Origin of the sequence: Micromonospora rosaria, assembly GCF_001567585.1 — a bacterium.
Lineage (GTDB): Bacteria > Actinomycetota > Actinomycetes > Mycobacteriales > Micromonosporaceae > Micromonospora > Micromonospora rosaria.
In genome coordinates this window covers 1-16,090 of the sequence record NZ_LRQV01000147.1, presented here as the reverse complement: position 1 = coordinate 16,090, position 16,090 = coordinate 1, and the positions used below count along the sequence as shown (strand labels likewise).

18 protein-coding genes are annotated in these 16,090 nt (G+C 75.5%); 13 read left to right on the top strand and 5 right to left on the bottom strand.

Annotated elements, in window-relative coordinates:
- Positions 1 to 766: UbiA family prenyltransferase (locus tag AWW66_RS27275; protein ID WP_157528025.1), on the bottom strand; the 766-nt coding region annotated here is incomplete at its 3' end.
- A gap of 238 nt (positions 767 to 1,004) precedes the next feature.
- On the opposite strand from AWW66_RS27275, the gene AWW66_RS27270 reads away from it, so the two are divergent.
- From AWW66_RS27270 to AWW66_RS27255, 4 genes are all read left to right on the top strand, one after another.
- The gene (locus AWW66_RS27270; protein ID WP_067372087.1) at positions 1,005 to 1,736 is read left to right on the top strand and encodes a methyltransferase domain-containing protein; all 732 of its coding nucleotides are present in this window, start codon (positions 1,005 to 1,007) and stop codon (positions 1,734 to 1,736) included.
- Positions 1,737 to 1,790: 54 nt separating this feature from the next.
- Entirely contained in the window at positions 1,791 to 2,960 is a 1,170-nt protein-coding gene (locus AWW66_RS27265) for an acyl-CoA dehydrogenase family protein (RefSeq protein WP_067372085.1), read from the top strand.
- A 35-nt stretch (positions 2,961 to 2,995) separates the two neighbouring features.
- Positions 2,996 to 4,045, top strand: a complete 1,050-nt coding sequence (locus tag AWW66_RS27260) for a type III polyketide synthase (protein ID WP_067372081.1) — start codon at positions 2,996 to 2,998, stop codon at positions 4,043 to 4,045.
- A 77-nt stretch (positions 4,046 to 4,122) separates the two neighbouring features.
- A complete protein-coding gene (locus AWW66_RS27255) occupies positions 4,123 to 4,719 on the top strand; it encodes an FAA hydrolase family protein (protein WP_067372078.1) in 597 nt (198 codons plus the stop codon).
- Here AWW66_RS27255 and AWW66_RS27250 read toward each other — a convergent pair.
- Positions 4,686 to 5,420, bottom strand: a complete 735-nt coding sequence (locus AWW66_RS27250; RefSeq protein WP_067372075.1) for a hypothetical protein — start codon at positions 5,418 to 5,420, stop codon at positions 4,686 to 4,688. The genes AWW66_RS27255 and AWW66_RS27250 overlap by 34 nt on opposite strands.
- A gap of 318 nt (positions 5,421 to 5,738) precedes the next feature.
- Here AWW66_RS27250 and AWW66_RS27245 point away from each other — a divergent pair, with 318 nt between their 5' ends.
- Genes AWW66_RS27245 through AWW66_RS27230 form a run of 4 tightly spaced genes read left to right on the top strand, consistent with a single transcriptional unit; the run spans position 5,739 to position 8,509 of the window.
- Positions 5,739 to 6,224 carry a CarD family transcriptional regulator gene (locus tag AWW66_RS27245; RefSeq protein ID WP_007073334.1) on the top strand — a complete coding sequence of 162 codons (486 nt, stop codon included), beginning with the start codon at positions 5,739 to 5,741 and terminating at the stop codon, positions 6,222 to 6,224.
- A 54-nt stretch (positions 6,225 to 6,278) separates the two neighbouring features.
- Positions 6,279 to 6,974, top strand: coding sequence for a 2-C-methyl-D-erythritol 4-phosphate cytidylyltransferase (gene ispD, locus AWW66_RS27240; protein ID WP_067372073.1), 696 nt, complete (start codon positions 6,279 to 6,281; stop codon positions 6,972 to 6,974).
- A 16-nt stretch (positions 6,975 to 6,990) separates the two neighbouring features.
- The gene (ispF, locus tag AWW66_RS27235) at positions 6,991 to 7,473 is read left to right on the top strand and encodes a 2-C-methyl-D-erythritol 2,4-cyclodiphosphate synthase (RefSeq protein ID WP_067372069.1); all 483 of its coding nucleotides are present in this window, start codon (positions 6,991 to 6,993) and stop codon (positions 7,471 to 7,473) included.
- Positions 7,474 to 7,483: 10 nt separating this feature from the next.
- A complete protein-coding gene (locus AWW66_RS27230) occupies positions 7,484 to 8,509 on the top strand; it encodes a tetratricopeptide repeat protein (RefSeq protein ID WP_067372067.1) in 1,026 nt (341 codons plus the stop codon).
- 103 nt (positions 8,510 to 8,612) lie between these two features.
- On the opposite strand, the gene AWW66_RS27225 is transcribed toward AWW66_RS27230, so the two are convergent.
- The gene (locus tag AWW66_RS27225; protein ID WP_067372063.1) at positions 8,613 to 9,776 is read right to left on the bottom strand and encodes a homogentisate 1,2-dioxygenase; all 1,164 of its coding nucleotides are present in this window, start codon (positions 9,774 to 9,776) and stop codon (positions 8,613 to 8,615) included.
- Between the two features lie 110 nt (positions 9,777 to 9,886).
- Between AWW66_RS27225 and AWW66_RS27220 the strand changes: the two genes are divergently transcribed.
- From AWW66_RS27220 to AWW66_RS27200, 5 genes are all read left to right on the top strand, one after another.
- Positions 9,887 to 10,744, top strand: coding sequence for a hypothetical protein (locus AWW66_RS27220; RefSeq protein WP_067372061.1), 858 nt, complete (start codon positions 9,887 to 9,889; stop codon positions 10,742 to 10,744).
- Complete coding sequence (gene fahA, locus AWW66_RS27215; RefSeq protein WP_067372059.1) at positions 10,741 to 11,937, top strand: fumarylacetoacetase; 1,197 nt, start codon at positions 10,741 to 10,743, stop codon at positions 11,935 to 11,937. Before AWW66_RS27220 ends, fahA begins: the two co-directional genes overlap by 4 nt.
- A gap of 231 nt (positions 11,938 to 12,168) precedes the next feature.
- Positions 12,169 to 12,378: a DUF397 domain-containing protein gene (locus AWW66_RS27210; protein WP_067372056.1), complete on the top strand. Its 210-nt coding sequence runs from the start codon at positions 12,169 to 12,171 to the stop codon at positions 12,376 to 12,378.
- Between the two features lie 76 nt (positions 12,379 to 12,454).
- Entirely contained in the window at positions 12,455 to 12,937 is a 483-nt protein-coding gene (locus tag AWW66_RS27205; RefSeq protein ID WP_067372053.1) for an SRPBCC family protein, read from the top strand.
- Between the two features lie 100 nt (positions 12,938 to 13,037).
- Positions 13,038 to 14,291 (top strand): outer membrane protein assembly factor BamB family protein, encoded by a 1,254-nt coding sequence (locus AWW66_RS27200; protein ID WP_067372051.1) that lies wholly within the window; start codon positions 13,038 to 13,040, stop codon positions 14,289 to 14,291.
- An 87-nt stretch (positions 14,292 to 14,378) separates the two neighbouring features.
- Here AWW66_RS27200 and hisC read toward each other — a convergent pair whose 3' ends face one another.
- Complete coding sequence (gene hisC, locus AWW66_RS27195; RefSeq protein ID WP_067372048.1) at positions 14,379 to 15,482, bottom strand: histidinol-phosphate transaminase; 1,104 nt, start codon at positions 15,480 to 15,482, stop codon at positions 14,379 to 14,381.
- Positions 15,479 to 16,090 (bottom strand): RDD family protein (locus AWW66_RS27190; RefSeq protein ID WP_169807185.1); only part of this gene is annotated, 612 nt, incomplete at its 5' end. The genes AWW66_RS27190 and hisC, both read right to left, overlap by 4 nt.

Genomic DNA, 16,090 nt, shown 5'->3' with positions numbered 1-16,090 from the left:
CCACCGGGCGGGTCGACGACCGGCCGACGAGCCGGCCGCCGTACCAGCTCAGGGGCGGGACCACGGCGGCGGTCAGCACCGCCGCGAGACCGAGCGCGGACGGCGGGCCGGGCGGCCCGAGGACGAGGACCCCGGTGGCCACGAGGAGCAGCCCGGCGGCGGCCAGCCGGCTGCCGGTCGGGCCGAGCCGGTGCGGCAGACCCCGTACCCCGGTCCGCGCGTCGTCGGCCAGGTCGGGCAGCACGTTGGCGAAGTGCGCCCCGGCGCCCAGGCAGGCCGCCGCCGCGACCAGCCAGAGCGGTGGGGTCGGCGCGCCGGGCAGGGCCAGCACGACGAACGCGGGCAGCGTGCCGAAGGAGAAGGCGTACGGCAGCACCGAGACCGGCGTCGACTTCAGCGGCCAGTCGTAGAGCAGGGCCGAGACCAGGCCGGCGGTCGCCCAGACCGCCGCCGTCGGGTTGGTGGTCAGCGCGAGCAGCGGGGTGGCCACGGCGGCGAGCAGCGCGGCCAGGGCGACCGTCCGGCGGCTGACCGTCCCCGCCGCCACCGGCTTGTCGGTCCGCCCCACCGCGTCGTCCCGCCCGGCGTCGAGCGCGTCGTTGGCCCAGCCGGTCGCGAGCTGGCTCGCCCCCACGGTGGCGGCCACCGCCACGATCCCGGCCGACCGGTGCCCGACACCCCAGGCGAGCAGGCCGGCGACCAGGGTGACCGCGGCGGTCGGCTCCGGATGACTGGCTTTGACCAGCCCTAACACCAAACGCGACATAAGAGAAGTCTGGTCGTTACCGGGGAGTCGTGCCACGCTCGGTGCCATGCGAGACGTGGGTGCGACCCCGCCGTCCGGCCGGCTGTCCCCGCCGCCCGATGCTTCCCGGCCACCGGACGAGGGCCCCGCCGGCTCGCCGCCGAGGGCCGGGCCGCCGGCCGACAGACCGCCCGGGACTGAGCCGCCCGGGACTGAGCAGCCCGGGACTGAGCCCTCCAGGACTGAGCAGCCCGGGGCCGTGCGGCCCCGGTCGTTGCCGCGCAACGACCCCCGGCAGTACGACGACCTCGCCGGTGAGTGGTGGCGGCCGGACGGCGCGTTCGCCATGCTGCACTGGCTGGCGCGGGCCCGTGCGGCGCTGGTGCCCCCGGCGTCCCGGCCCGACGCCCTCCTGGTCGACCTGGGCTGCGGGGCCGGGCTGCTCGCCCCGCACCTGGCCGGCAAGGGGTACCGGCACGTCGGGGTGGACCTCACCCGGTCCGCGCTGGAGCAGGCCGCCGCGCACGGGGTGACCGTGGTCAACGCCGACGTCACCGCCGTCCCGCTGGCCGACGGGTGCGCCGACGTGGTCGCCGCCGGGGAACTGCTGGAGCACGTACCCGACTGGCGGCGGGCGGTCGCCGAGGCGTGCCGGCTGCTGCGGCCCGGTGGCCTGCTGGTGCTGGACACCCTGAACGACACCGCGTTGAGCCGGCTGGTCGCGGTCGGGGTGGCCGAGCGGCTGCCCACCGTGCCCCGGGGCATCCACGATCCACGGTTGTTCGTGGACCACCGGGCGCTGATCGCCGAGTGCGCCCGGCACGGCGTCGCGCTGCGGGTGCGCGGGGTCCGGCCGGAGGTCTCGGGACTGGTCGGCTGGCTGGCCCGGCGGATGCTGCCCGCCGCCACCGCGGGTGGCCGGCCGCCGAGGATCGTGCCCACCTGGTCGACCGCGGTGTTGTACCAGGGACGGGGCGTCCGGCGTGGGTAGTGGGTAGCGGTGGCGCTGCCAGGGTAGAGGTGGGGACGCCCGAGAGGAGCGAGGATGACGGTGCACGCGCTGGAGACGGCCCGACGGTTGGCGCCGAGGTTCGCCGCCCGGGCGGCCGAGCACGACCGGGACGGCTCGTTCCCCGTCGACGACTTCGCGGACCTGCGCGAGGCCGGTCTCTTCGGCCTGATGGTCCCGTGCGAGCTGGGTGGCCTGGGGGCCACCTTCGCCGAGTACGCGGCGGTCGCCGGTGAGCTGGCCCGGGGCAACGGCGCGACCGCGCTGGTGTTCAACATGCACGCCTCGGTCACCGGCGCGCTCGGCGCGGTCACCGAGGACCTGGCCGAGGCGCTGGGCGTACCGGACGAGGCGCTGGCCGCCCGGGACACGCTGCTGCGGGCGGCGGCCGAGGGCTCCTGGTACGCGGTGGCGATGAGCGAACGCGGCGCGGGCGCCCGGCTGTCCCAGCTCAGCACGGTCTACGAGCCGGTCGACGGGGGCTGGCACCTCAAGGGCAGCAAGACGTTCTGCTCCGGCGCCGGGCACGCCGACGGGTACCTGGTGGCCGCGCGCAGCGCCACCGACCCGTCGGTGGTCTCGCAGTTCCTGGTCCCGGCCGGGCCGGCCGGGCTGGACGTCGAGCCGACCTGGGACTCGCTCGGCATGCGCGCCACCGCCTCGCACGACCTGCACCTGAACGTGACCGTGCCGGCGGACCGGCTGCTCGGCGGGGTCGAGGGACTGGCCCTGGTGGTCGCCCAGTTGATGCCGCACTGGCTGGTGGCCAGCTACGCCGCCGTCTACGCCGGGGTGGCGCGGGCCGCGATCGACGCGGCGGCCGAGCACCTCGTCGCCCGGAACCTGGCCGGCCTGCCGGCGGTCCGGGCCCGGCTCGGGCGGGCCGACGCGGCGGCTGCCGCCGCCGGGCTGGCCGTGGCCGAGGCGGCCCGCCGGGTGGACGAGGCCCCGGGCGACGAGGAGACCAACCGCTGGGTGTGGCGGGCGAAGCTGCTGGCCGGCACCACCGCCGCCGAGGTGGCGGCGTCCATGGTGGAGGCGGCCGGCACCTCCGCGACCCGGCGTGGGCACCCGCTGGAACGGCTGTACCGGGACGCCCGGTGCGGTTCGCTGCACCCGGCCACCTCGGACGTGTGCGCCGACTGGCTCGGCGTCGCGGCGCTGGGCGGCGATCCGGACCGCGACGGATCGACACCTCGGTGGTGACCGCCGGTCGGGCGGCTGGAGGAGAGGCGGCAAGGGTGGCCGTACCGGTGATCGCGGGGCTGGGGACGGCGCATCCGCCGTCGGCCGGGCAGGACGAGTTGTGGGCGGGCTTCTTCTCCCGGCACTTCTCCGGCAGCACCCGGGCGATGGCCCAGCGGATCTTCGCCAACTCGGGGGTGACCCGGCGGCAGGCGGCGGTGAGCCCGCTGCTGGAGGACGTCTCGGAGTGGCCCACCGAGCGCCGGATGCGCCGGTACCAGGTGGAGGCGGTGCCGCTGGGGCGGCAGGCCGTCGAGCGGGCGCTGGCCGAGGCCGGCCTGGCCGCCACCGACGTGGGTCTCCTCGTGGTCTGCTCCTGCACCGGGTACGCCACCCCGGGGCTGGACATCGTGCTGGCCCGGGACGTCGGCATGGCCCCGGACACCCAGCGGATGTTCGTCGGGCACATGGGCTGTTACGCCGCCCTGCCCGGCCTGGGCGCGGCGAGCGACTTCGTCACCGCCCGGGGGCGGCCGGCGGTGCTGCTCTGCGCCGAGCTGACCAGTCTGCACCTGCAACCCGCCCGGACCCGGATGGACACCCAGCAGATCGTCTCCCACGCGCTCTTCTCGGACGCCGCGGTCGCCGCCGTGGTCGTCCCCGACGGCCGGGGGTACGCGGTCCGCGAGGTCGCCTCGGTCACCGACACCTCGACCGCCGACCACATGACCTGGGACGTCACCGACACCGGGTTCCGGATGGGGCTGTCGCCGCAGGTGCCGCAGGTGCTCTCGGTGCACGTACGGGGGCTGGTCGAGGAGCTGCTGACCCGGCACGGCCGCAAGCTGTCCGAGGTGGACGGCTGGGCGGTGCACCCCGGCGGCCCGCGCATCCTGACCGTGGTGGAGCGGGAGCTGGCGCTGCCGGCGGACGGGCTGGCCGCCTCCCGGGCGACCCTGGCCGAGCACGGCAACTGCTCGTCGCCGACGGTGCTGCTGATCCTGGACCGGCTGGCGCGGGCGGCCCGGCCGCCGGAGCGGGTCGTGCTGCTCGCCTTCGGCCCGGGGCTGACCCTGTACGCCGCCCTGCTCGACCGGCAGGACTGAGCGCGCGATCAGGCTTCCGGCCGATTCGCCTGCTCCGCACGGGTGCGGGGCCGGGGTTGGCTGGTTACCCTCGACGGGTGAGCGTCGAGGCGGGTGGCTGGGGCCGCAGCGCCCTGCTGTTCGGGGTGGTCCTGGTGACGCTGGTCGGTGGCGGCGTGTGGTGGCGGGCGAACGCCCCGGGTTCGGCCCCCGCACCGGCGGTCGCGTCCCCTCCCGAACTGATCCGCGTCGAACCGGGCGGGAGCGCCCGGATCGTTTTCGACTCCCGCACGGGTCAGGTGACGGGGTCGACCCGCACGCTGACCAGGGGCTTCGGCACCGGGTACCCCGGCTTCGGCCCGGCCGCCGGGGACCGGGTGACCATCGCCCGGGGCGAGAGCGTGAGCTGGGAGTTCACCCCCGGACTCCGGGGCCGGTACGTGGTGCAGTACCGCTGCACCGGGTCCCGGCTCTGGGTGTGGACCGGCCGGGACCGGGTCACCGAGGCGGACCGGTCGGCGTGCGACGGCGAGCTGGCCCAGATCGGGGTCCCCGCCGGCGCCGGTCCGGTCTCGATCCGGATGGGGACGTACCGCCGGGGTACGGCCGAGGTGCAGATCCAGGTGGTCGCCGTGCCCGGCGGTCACGCCGTGCCCGGCGGTCAGCGCACCAGCGCGACCAGGTCGGCGCGGTAGTCCTCGACCGTCCGCGCCTGCTGCACCACCCGGTGCAGGACGCCGGAGCGGGTCACCAGCAGCACGGTGGCGCTGTCCGCCCGGGGTGGCACCTGGAGGAAGGCGCGCAGGCTGCCGGAGGGGTCGGTGAGGACGCGGGCCGGTGGGCCACCGGGTGGCGGGCCGGTGCCCGTGCCCCCGTCGCCCGGCGCGGCGGAGGGGCCGACCAGGACGACGTGGACGCCGGGTGGGGTGGCGGCGGTGGCGGCGGCCACCTGGGCGGCGCACTCGCAGGCGTCGACCAGGATGATCACGGCGGGTAGCAGGCCGCGCAGCGGCACCGGGGACTGGTCCGCGTCGAGCAGGTCCACCGCCGGCAGCGGCCGGCCGGCCAGCCCGCTCGGTGACGGGTACGGCACCACGGTGGGGCGGTCCCCGCCCCGGGGCGGCCGGGGCCAGGCGACGGCGAGCAGGGCGGCGGTGGTGGTCAACGCGACCACCAGCAGGATCAGCAGCGGCAGCCCCAGCACCCGGTGACCGGTGCCGCCCAGGCGGCGCTGCCACCGCCGCCGGGCCGCCTCCCGGCGCAGCTCCCGCCGGACCAGGGCCGCCTCGTCGGCGAGCGCGGCGGCGTCGTCCGGCACGAGCACCCGGCCCCACTCCGGGGGCAGGTCGGGGAGGCCGTCGGCGGACCCGTGGCCCCCTGCGTCCGGTATGCCCATCGGACCCCCTGAAACGTGTGGGTCGGCGGTGTACCTCAAGCGTCCCGCACCGGGGCGGCTGACGCCACACCTGGGCGCGGAGCGAATCCGGGAGATAACATGAAGTGTGCGTATCGCCTCGCCAGGGCGGTTCCGACGGCCTTCACCGGGAGGGCACCTGGCGATTACGGAGCGTGGTGAAACCATCGGTCTGGCTCTGTGTCAAGCCGAAGAAATACCTCTCACATGGCCCCTGAGCTGCGCCAACGGTCAGGACAGCGGTGAGACATCGGTGCCTGAGCGTGTTACCCTAGACACAGCGAAAGGGGTTTCGAACCTATGGTTTTCAGTGTCGGCGAGACCGTTGTTTACCCCCACCACGGGGCCGCACTCATCGAGGCAATCGAGACTCGGGTCATCAAGGGCGAGCCCAAGCAGTACCTCGTCCTGAGGGTCGCACAGGGTGACCTGACTGTCCGGGTGCCCGCTGAGAACGCCGAGATCGTGGGCGTGCGTGAGGTGGTGGGCGAAGAGGGCCTCGGTAAGGTCTTCGACGTTCTCCGGGCTCCGCACACCGAGGAGCCGACCAACTGGTCGCGGCGTTACAAGGCAAATCTGGAGAAGCTGGCCTCCGGTAACCCGCTGAAGGTCGCCGAGGTGGTTCGTGACCTGTGGCGTCGGGAGCGGGAGCGGGGCCTGTCGGCCGGCGAGAAGCGCATGCTCGCCAAGGCCCGGGACATCCTCGTCGGTGAGGTCGCGCTGGCGGAGAAGAGCACCAAGGACGAGGCGGAGACGCTTCTCGACAAGGTGCTGACCGAGGCCTAGTCTCCGCAGCATTCTCGTACCCACCCCGCAGCACAAGAATTCGAGGACCGCGACGTGACCGCGCAGCTCAACCCGCGCGGTGACGTCGCGGTCCTCGTGCCTGCGGCCGGTGCCGGGGTACGTCTCGGCCCCGGCCGCCCGAAGGCACTGCGGCTGCTCGCCGGGGAGCCGCTGCTGGTGCACGCGGTGCGCCGGCTCGCCGCCGCGCCGTCGGTGCACACCATCGTGGTCGCCGCCCCGGCCGCCGAGGTGGCCGCCGTCCGGGACCTGCTCGCCCCGGTCGCCCCGGTCACCGTGGTCCCGGGTGGGGCGGAACGTCAGGCGTCCGTCGCCGCCGCCCTCGCCGCCGTGCCCGCCGGCCCGGAGATCGTCCTGGTGCACGACGCGGCCCGGGCGCTGACCCCGCCGGAGGTGGTCGAGTCGGTGGCCGCCACGGTCCGGGCCGGTCACGACGCGGTGATCCCGGTGCTCCCGGTCGTCGACACGATCAAGGAGGTCGACGCCGGCGAGGTGGTCCTCGGCACCGTCGACCGGGCCACGTTGCGGGTGGTGCAGACCCCGCAGGGCTTCCGCCGGGCCGTGCTGTCGGCCGCGCACGCCGCCGCCGCCGACGCGCTGACCGACGACGCCGGCCTGGTCGAGAAGCAGGGCGTCGCGGTGCGCTGCGTCCCCGGCTCGGAGTACGCCCTGAAGATCACCCGCCCGTTCGACCTGGCCCTCGCCGAGCACCTGCTGGCGGGCGGGTCGTGAGGCGTACCCTCGTTCCATGATCGTTCCCCGGGTGGCCATCGGCACCGACGTGCACGCCTTCGAGCCCGGCCGGCCGTGCTGGGTGGCCGGGCTGCACTGGCCCGACCAGGACGGCCTGGCCGGCCACTCGGACGCCGACGTCGCTGCCCACGCGGCCTGCAACGCGCTGCTCTCCGCCGCCGGGCTGGGTGACCTCGGGGCCACCTTCGGGGTGGGCGAGCCGGAGTGGGCCGGCGCCTCCGGGGTGGCCCTGCTCACCGAGACCGCCCGCCGGGTGCGGGCGGCCGGGTTCGAGATCGGCAACGTCTCGGTCCAGGTCGTCGGGGTACGCCCCAAGATCGGGCCGCGCCGGGAGGAGGCGCAGCGGGTGCTCTCCGACGCCGTCGGCGCCCCGGTGACCGTCTCCGCCGCCACCACCGACGGCCTCGGGTTCACCGGCCGGGCCGAGGGGCTCGCCGGGATCGCCGTGGCCCTGGTGTACCCGGCCGGGTCGGCCTAGGCTCGCCGCGATGTCGAACGACGCCGCACCCGACCAGTCCTCGGCCGACGGCTACCTCCAGCGGGCCCAGCTCCTGGCCGAACTCGGCCGCTACGACGAGGCGGCGGCGGAACTGGGGTACGCCGTCGCCCTCGACCCGGGCAACCCGCTGGCCCTGACCATGCTCGCCCAGGTGCACCTGGCCGCCGGCCGGCCCGCCGAGGCGCGTACCGCGGCCGAGTCGGCGGTGGCCGCCGTGCCGCACTTCGTCCCGGCGCTGGTCACCCGGGCGCTGGCCCTGGTCGACGTGGGGGAGTACGCCGAGGCGGCCCGGACCGCCGACGAGATCCTGACGCTCGGCCCGAACGACGCGTACGCCCAGCGCAGCGCGGCGGCGATCCTGGCCGGCGCGCGCAACGGCCAGCCGGCGCTGAACGCGGCCTGGCGCGGGGTGGAGCTGGCCCCCGAGGAGCCGCAGGCGCACCTGGTGCTCGGCCTGGTCGCGGCCCGGCTGGAGCTGTTCGACCTGGCCGAGCGGGCCTACCGGGAGGCGCTGCGCCTCGACCCGCAGCTCGCCGAGGCCCGGCACGACATGGGCGTGCTCCGACTGGAGCAGCGGCGCTACGCCGAGGCGCTGGAGCACCTGGCCGAGGCGGCGGCGATGAGCCCCGGGCGGGTCGACTCCCGGCGCACCATCTCCGACGGGCTGCGCCGGCTGGTGCTCTACGGCGCCGGCTGGTCGCTGATCGCCACGGTCCTGGTGGCCTGCCTGGCGGCCGGGAACGGGGCGCTGTCCCGGTTCTTCGCGGCGGCGGCGGCGCTCGGCGGTGGCCTGCTGGTGTGGCGGTACGCGGCCAAGCTGCCCGGTCTGACCAGCACCATCCTGCCCGGCCTGCTGCGCTCCGACCGGACGCTGGCGGTGGCCGTGTACGCGGTGGCCGCCGCGCCGGCCCTGATCCTGCTCTATGCCCTCTTCGGCACGCCCTGGCCGCTGGTGCTGGCGATCGCCGTCACCGCCGTGGCGCAACTGGCCGTCTACCGCCGCCCGGTCGCCTGACCCCACCGCCACCTGCGCCCGCTGCCCCGCCGCCGCTCGCTCTCGGTGGCGGGGGTGAGAAGGGTTCCCTTCTCTACCGTATGCGTTAAGAGGGGGCCCTTCCTTACCGGCGGGCCCAGGTCCAGGCGTAGGCGTCGTCCTCGCAGGCGGTGGCCGCGCCGCAGAGGTCCAGCGGGCGGAACGTGTCGACCATGACCGCCAGTTCGTCGAAGTAGTCGACGCCGATGGCGCGCTCGGCGGCGCCCGGCTGCGGGCCGTGGGTGAAGCCGGACGGGTGCAGCGAGATCGAGCCCTGCTCGATGCCGGAGCCGCGCCGGGCCTCGTAGTTGCCACCGGTGTAGAAGAGCATCTCGTCGGAGTCCACGTTGTGGTGGTTGTACGGCACCGGGATCGCGTCCGGGTGGTAGTCCACCTTGCGCGGGACGAACGAGCAGATCACGAAGTTCGGCCCCTGGAAGGTCTGGTGCACCGGCGGGGGCTGGTGGATCCGGCCGGTGATCGGCTCGAAGTCGTGGATGCTGAACGCCCACGGGTACAGGTGCCCGTCCCAGCCGACCACGTCGAACGGGTGGTTCGCGTAGACGTAGCGGGTCCAGCCCCGCCGGTGCCGGACCAGCACCTCCACGTCGGTCGCGTCGACCTGCCAGGGCGCGTCCGGCCCCCGCACGTCCCGCTCGCAGTACGGCGAGTGCTCCAGGAACTGGCCGCGTACCGAGAGGTAGCGCTTGGGCGGGCCGATGTGGCCGGTCGCCTCGATGGCCAGCAGCCGGGTCGGGTCGGTGCCGGTGGGCACCAGCCGGTGGATGGTGGAGGTGGGGACGATCACGTAGTCCCCGGCCACCGCCTCCAGCACGCCGAACGGGGACTCCACCCGCAGCCCGCCGGACTCGACGTACAGGCACTCGTCGCCGGTGGCGTTGCGGTAGAGCGGGCCCGGTCGGTCGGCGCGCACGTACCCGATCCGGACGTCGTCGTTGGCGAGCAGGTACTGCCGGTCGAGGACCGGGTCGGCGCCGGAGCCGTCGAGCTTGTGGGTCCGCAGGTGCCGGGGCTTGAGCGGCAGGTTGGGCGTCCGCGTGACGGCGGGTGGGCGGAACTCCTCGGCGGCGACGATCGCGGTCGGCGCGTACCGGTGGTAGAGCAGGGACGAGTCCGAGGAGAAGCCCTCCTGGCCGACCAGTTCCTCGGCGTAGAGGCTGCCGTCGGGCTGACGGAACTGGGTGTGCCGCTTGCGGGGCACGTCACCGACGCGGCGGTAGTACGGCATGTCCCCTCCCGGAACCGGGTCGCCTGGTCACTGAGCGTCCGATAATCGAAAGCGTCCGATAATCGGACGCTGTTGTCCGTTCCTTGTAGCGTCCCGTAGATTCTTGTCTCGTGTCAACGCAGGTGCCCCGCCTCCTGGCCGGACTCGTCGACGACGCCGCCGTCTTCCCGCCCGGCAGCGCGAGCCTGCCGGACGCCGTCACCGCGCACCGCCGTCACCGCGCCGCCTGGTACGCCGACCTGGTCGGCCCGCTGCTGCTGCCCGCCACCGCCCTGCCCGACCTGGCCGGGCTGCTCGGGCCGGACGAGCGGATCACCGTCGGGGTGGTCGCGGACGTGCCGGTCGGCCAGCTCGGCGCGGTCCTCGCCGGGGCCGACCCGCGCGTGGCCGTCCGCCAGGTCGAGGCGCCAATCGCCAAGCGGGGCGAGGACCCGCAGCCCGGCCTCACCGGGCTGCTGGAGTTCGCCGGGCGGCTGGACGGCGTCACCGGGTACGCCGAGGTCCCGCTGACCTTCGGGCTGATGCGGGCGCTGGACACCCTGGCCGGGGCTCGGGCCGGCGGGCTGCCGGTCGCGGTGAAGTTCCGCACCGGTGGGCTGGCCGCCGAGCTCTTCCCCACCCCGGCCGAGCTGGCCGCGGTGATCTGCGCCTGCCGGGACCGTGAGCTGCCGTTCAAGCTGACCGCCGGGCTGCACCACGCGGTGCGCCACCTCGACCCGGGGACCGGCTTCACCCACCACGGCTTCGGCAACGTGCTGGCCGCTGTGCTCGCCGCCGACGCGGGTGCCGGGGTGGATACGGTGGCCGCCCTGCTCGCCACCACCGATCCGGTGCGGCTCGCCGAGCCGGCCCGCGCCGGGCGGGACCGGACCCGTCCGCTCTGGGTCGGGTACGGCTCGTGCAGCATCCTGGAACCACTGACCGATCTGATCCGGCTGGGGCTGGTGAACGGGGGCTTCGAGGCATGACCTGGGTGACGGGCGCGAACGGTTCGCCGTACGGGGTGACCAACCTGCCGTACGGGGTCTTCCGGCACGGTGGGCACGAGCCCCGCATCGGCGTCCGGATCGGCGACGCCGTGCTCGACCTGGCCGGCGCGGAGGCCGCCGGCCTGGTGCTGGCCGGCGGCGCGCTCGGCCGCCCCACCCTCAACGGGTTCATGGCGCTGGGCCGCCCGCAGTGGACGGCCGTCCGGCAGCGGGTCACCGAGCTGCTCACCGACGTCACCCACCGGCCCGTGGTGGAGCCGCTGCTGGTCCCGATCGCCGAGGTCGAGCTGCTGCTGCCGTTCGAGGTCGCCGACTACGTCGACTTCTACTCCTCCGAGCACCACGCGTCGAACGTCGGGCAGATCTTCCGCCCCGGCCAGCCGCCGCTGCTGCCCAACTGGCGGCACCTGCCCGTCGGGTACCACGGGCGGGCCGGCACGGTGGTGGTCTCCGGTACCCCGGTGGTCCGCCCCCGGGGGCAGCGCGGCACCCCCGACGGCCCGGTCACCGGCCCCTCGGTCCGGCTGGACATCGAGGCCGAGGTCGGGTTCGTGGTCGGGGTGCCCAGCCCGCTCGGGGAGCCGGTCGCCGTGGCCGACTTCGCCGACCACGTCTTCGGCGTGGTGCTGGTCAACGACTGGTCCGCCCGGGACATCCAGGCCTGGGAGTACCAGCCGCTCGGGCCCTTCCTGGGCAAGTCCTTCGCCACCTCCGTCTCGGCCTGGGTCACCCCGCTCGACGCGCTCGGCGCGGCGTTCGTCCCCGCGCCCGTGCAGGACCCGCCGGTCGTCGAGTACCTGCGCGACGAGCCGCACCTCGGGCTGGACCTGCGGCTGGCGGTCGACTGGAACGGCCAGCGGGTCGCCGAGCCCCCGTTCGCCGCCATGTACTGGACCCCCGCGCAGCAGTTGGCCCACCTGACCGTCAACGGCGCGTCGCTGCGCACCGGGGACCTGTACGCCTCCGGCACCGTCTCCGGCCCGCAGCGCGGGCAGGTCGGCTCGTTCCTGGAGCTGACCTGGGGCGGCGCGGAGCCGGTCACGGTCGGGGGCGAGAGCCGTACCTTCCTCGCCGACGGGGACACGGTGACCCTCACCGCCACCGCGCCCGGCCCGGACGGCGGCACCATCGCCCTCGGCGAGGTGACCGGAACCATCCGCCCGCCCCGCTGACCGGGGTCGTCCGTCCTCCTGTCCCGCCGCCTCGCGCCGGCCTTTCGGGCCCACCGGTCCGCTCGCCGGCCGAGGTCCCGGTCGTGGTCGGACCGTATGTGCGACCGCGAGTCGTCGGTCCCGTCGTTGTTCGACCGTGATCCACCACCGACGAGCCGGCCCGGGTCGCGTCCGATCCGGGCCGGCCGCCTCGTCGGGGCGGCATCCGGACCGGAACAGGAAGGAATGACGATGAACGAGCTCACCGGTGCGATCTGGCGCACCAGCAGCCGCTCCAACGACCAGGGACTCTGCGTCGAGGTGGCGGACAACCTGGTCGACGTCCTCGGCGTGGTCGGGGTACGCGACTCGAAGGACCCGACCGGCCCGACCCTGTCGGTCGGCCCGACGGAGTGGACGGCCTTCGTCGGCGGTCTCCGCGCCGGAGGCTTCCGCCGCTGACCCGATCCATGGAAATGCCGCCACGGGCCCCCGTGTCGCCCGCACCGGTCGTACGGTGGTCGACACGGGAGGTGCCATGCCGACGGTTTCGGTCACCGCATTCATCGAGGCGCCGGCCGTCGACGTGTGGCGGCTCCTGACGGACCTGCGCGCCCGCGCCGACTGGCTCACCGCCGTCGGCGCGGTCGAGGTGCTCACCCCGGGGCCGCTCGGGCCGGGCACGGCCTGGCGGGAGGTCCGCTCCCGACCCGACGGGGGCAGCCTGGCGGAGGAGTTCGTGGTGCTGGAGGCGGTCGCGCCCGGTCGGCTGGTCCTCGGGTCACCCGGCGCCGGGGTCGACTACCGGGTCACCTGGACCCTCCGCCAGCGTCGGCGTCGCCGCCGCAGCTGCACGGCGGTCACCGTCGCGCAGCAGGCCGAGCCGACCGCCGGCTACGGCCGGGTGGTGGCGCTGATCTTCGGCGGCCTGGCCGCCCGCGCGGTCGAGCGGGCCCTGCGCCACGACCTCGCCGACCTGACGGCGGCGGTGGAGCGGGCCGCCACCACCGAGGCCGCCTGAACACCGGCCGTCGCGCCGGTCCGGGAGCGGTCCGGTCCGGGCGTGGGGTTGGCCGGGCCCCGGGCGGCTCCGCTGGGTAGGGTGCCGGGCGGAGGTGCGCATGGGGTTCCCGAAGGGCCGGCGCCGGATCGTCGTCGCGGTCGCGGCGCTGCTGGTCACCACGGCGGTGGCGGCCACGGTGTACCGGGTCCTCGCGCCCGCCGAGGTCAGCACACCGGCCCGGGCCGCGTACCCGGCGCCCGCCGAGCCCTCCGCCGGGGTCGTCGGCCGGCTGCCCGTCGCCCCGCTGATCGTGGACGGCCGCCTCCGGGTGTACGCCGCCCCCCGTCAGGTCTACGCCGACCAGCCGGTGGACAACCGGAACCGGCGCACCCCGTACTGGTCGTACCGGCGCTGGCCGGCCCAGGTGAGCGGGGTGGTGGCGGAGGGCGGCACGGTGCTGAGCCGGTGGTCGGACGGGCGGCTGGTGGCGCTGGACGCGCGTACCGGTGCGGTCGCCTGGCAGGCGGACGGGCCCGAGCCGGCCGAGGGCTGGACCGCCCGCCGGACCGGTGCCGACGCGGTCTGGGACCCGCCGGGTCTCTTCCCGGCCCGGGACGCCGAGGGCCGTGCCCTGTTCGTGGTCACCGGCCCCGACCGCATGGTGGCGGTGGCCGCCGCCGACGGCCGGCGGCTCTGGTCGGTGACCGTGGACGGCGGTTGCCGTTCCGACGTGGGCTCCACGGCCGCCGGGCAGTTCGTCGTGGTGGACCGGTGCGCCGAGCCGGCCGTGGTCGAGTTCCGTGACCTCGGCACCGGGCGCAGCACCAGCCGGTGGCAGCCGCCGGGCGCCACCGCCGAGCTGACGGTCACCCCGGTCGGCTGTGCGGAGCACCGCGCCCGCTGCCGGGGCCTGCGCACGGTCGGCCGGCCCGACGGCCCGGCGCAGGGGTGGCTGGTGGGGGAGGGTTCCCCGGTGCCGGCACCCGCGCTGGACCCGGTCGGGGCCGAGCTGGACGGGGAGCGGGTCGTGGTGGTGGCCGACGGCGCGGTGACCGGGCGCTCGCTGCGTACGGGTGAGGAGTCGTGGCGGCGGGCCGACCTGCCGCCGGGCCGGCTCGTCGCGGTCCAGCCCGGCCTGGTGCACCTGCTCACCGACGAGAACGACCTGATCACCCTGAACCCGAGGACCGGGGCGGTACGGTCCCGGTTCCCGCTGATGGCCGGCCGGGACGGCGTCGGCTGGGCACCCGGCCGGGCGTACGCGCAGGCGGGGTACGTGGCGGTGGAGCGGTTGAGGGAGCCGGTGGCCCCGGAGGCCGACGACTCGCGGTACTTCCTGACGCCGGAGGCGGTCATCCTGGCCGCGACCTGACGGCCCCTCGCAGCCACCGGGCGGGGAGCGCGCGGCGGGCCCCCGGTGACGCGGAACGTCGCCAGGGGCCCGGCGCGACCGTGCCGGTCAGCCGAGGGCGGCCTCGGCGGCGGCGAGGAAGGCGTCGTTCTCCGCCGGGGTACCGATGGTGACCCGGACCCCGTCGCCGGCGAACGGGCGGACGATCACCCCGCGCGCCTCGCACGCCCGGCCGAACTCCACCGCCCGGTCGCCGAGCGGCAGCCAGACGAAGTTCGCCTGGCTGGCCGGCACCTCCGGGACCAGCTTGCGCAGCGCCTCGGTGACCCGTTCCCGCTCGGCCACGACCAGCGCGCAGCGCCGCCGCACCTCGTCGGCCTCGGCGAGCGCGGCGAGCGCGCCGGCCTGGGCGGCCGTGCTGGTCGAGAAGGGGGTGATCACCTTGCGGACCGCCGCCGCCACGGCCGGCGCGGCGACCAGGAAGCCGATCCGCAGCCCGGCCAGCCCCCACGCCTTGGACAGGGTGCGCAGCACCACCACGTTCGGCCGGTCCAGGTAGGTCAGGCCGTCCGGCACCTCGGGGTCGGTGACGAACTCCCGGTACGCCTCGTCGATGACGACCAGCACGTCCTCGCCGACCGCGTCGAGGAACCGGTCCAGCTCCGCCCGGCGCACGGCCGTGCCGGTGGGGTTGTTCGGGTTGCAGACCAGCACCATCCGGGTCCGGTCGGTCACCGCCGCCGCCATCGCGCTCAGGTCGTGCCCGTGGCCGGCGTCGTTGGGCACCCGCACGCTGGTCGCGCCGCTGGTCGCCGCGATGATCGGGTACGCCTCGAAGGAGCGCCACGAGTAGAGCAGCTCGTCGCCGGGCAGGCAGGTGGCCCGGACCAGGTGCTCGGCCAGCGCCACCGAGCCGCAGCCGGTGGCGATCCGGTCGGCGTCCACCCCGTACCGCTGCGCGAGGGTCTCGCGCAACGCCACCACCCCCATGTCCGGGTACCGGTGCGACCCGGCGACCGCCTCGGCGACCGCCTCCACCACGCCCGGCAGCGGCCCGTACGGCACCTCGTTGCTGGCCAGCTTGATCGCCTCGGGCAGGCCCAGCTCGCGGGCCAGGTCGGCCGGGCTGCGACCGGGTACGTAGTTGGGCAGCGCGTCGAGGTCGGCGCGGGTCAGCCGCAGCGCCGAGGAGTGCCGTGGGGTGTCCGTCATGGGGTTTCTCCCGGGGGGTGGGCGCGGTCGCGCGGTTCGTCGGTGGGGGTGGACGTGGACCGGGGCACCTGGACCACCACGGTCTGCGCGCGCTTGTCGTGCAGCGCCTGGCGCAGCGGGTGGTCGAAGAGCGGGGACAGCGCGTCGATGAGCTGGAGCACCAGACCGAGACCGCAGCAGTACCAGAGCAGGGTCGGCAGGCCGAGGGTGTTCCACCGGCGCAGCGCCCGGCCGAAGCCGAGGGGTTTGTCCTCGGTCATCGACACGGCCCTGATCCGCATCACCCGCTTGCCGAAGGTCTGCCCGCTCGCCGCCATCGCCGGCACCTCGTAGGCGAACCAGAGCGCGGTGGCGATCAGCAGGATGGCGATCTGGAGCCCGCCGGCCTGGTCGCCGGGGGGCGGGAGCCCGTCGGTGGAGGAGTCACCGGCCATCGCCCGACGGAGGACCTCCTGCCAGTACGGGGTGATCTCGTCGATGTAGCGCCAGACGAACCAGCCGTTGACCACCGCGTTGAGCAGGAACACGATGCCGAAGTCGATCAGCCGGGCGACCAGGCGGGCACCGAACCCGGCCAGCGCGAAGCCGTGCGGCCGGGGCTCGGGCGG

Bases quoted from the DNA above. Each gene is read 5' to 3' on its own strand.
- AWW66_RS27245 (WP_007073334.1), top strand. From the start codon at position 5,739: ATGGTTTTCAGTGTCGGCGAGACCGTTGTTTACCCCCACCACGGGGCC.
- AWW66_RS27205 (WP_067372053.1), top strand. From the start codon at position 12,455: ATGCCGACGGTTTCGGTCACCGCATTCATCGAGGCGCCGGCCGTCGAC.
- AWW66_RS27230 (WP_067372067.1), top strand. From the start codon at position 7,484: ATGTCGAACGACGCCGCACCCGACCAGTCCTCGGCCGACGGCTACCTC.
- ispF (WP_067372069.1), top strand. From the start codon at position 6,991: ATGATCGTTCCCCGGGTGGCCATCGGCACCGACGTGCACGCCTTCGAG.
- AWW66_RS27225 (WP_067372063.1), bottom strand. From the start codon at position 9,776: ATGCCGTACTACCGCCGCGTCGGTGACGTGCCCCGCAAGCGGCACACC.
- hisC (WP_067372048.1), bottom strand. From the start codon at position 15,482: ATGACGGACACCCCACGGCACTCCTCGGCGCTGCGGCTGACCCGCGCC.
- AWW66_RS27210 (WP_067372056.1), top strand. From the start codon at position 12,169: ATGAACGAGCTCACCGGTGCGATCTGGCGCACCAGCAGCCGCTCCAAC.
- AWW66_RS27265 (WP_067372085.1), top strand. From the start codon at position 1,791: ATGACGGTGCACGCGCTGGAGACGGCCCGACGGTTGGCGCCGAGGTTC.
- fahA (WP_067372059.1), top strand. From the start codon at position 10,741: ATGACCTGGGTGACGGGCGCGAACGGTTCGCCGTACGGGGTGACCAAC.
- AWW66_RS27200 (WP_067372051.1), top strand. From the start codon at position 13,038: ATGGGGTTCCCGAAGGGCCGGCGCCGGATCGTCGTCGCGGTCGCGGCG.
- AWW66_RS27250 (WP_067372075.1), bottom strand. From the start codon at position 5,420: ATGGGCATACCGGACGCAGGGGGCCACGGGTCCGCCGACGGCCTCCCC.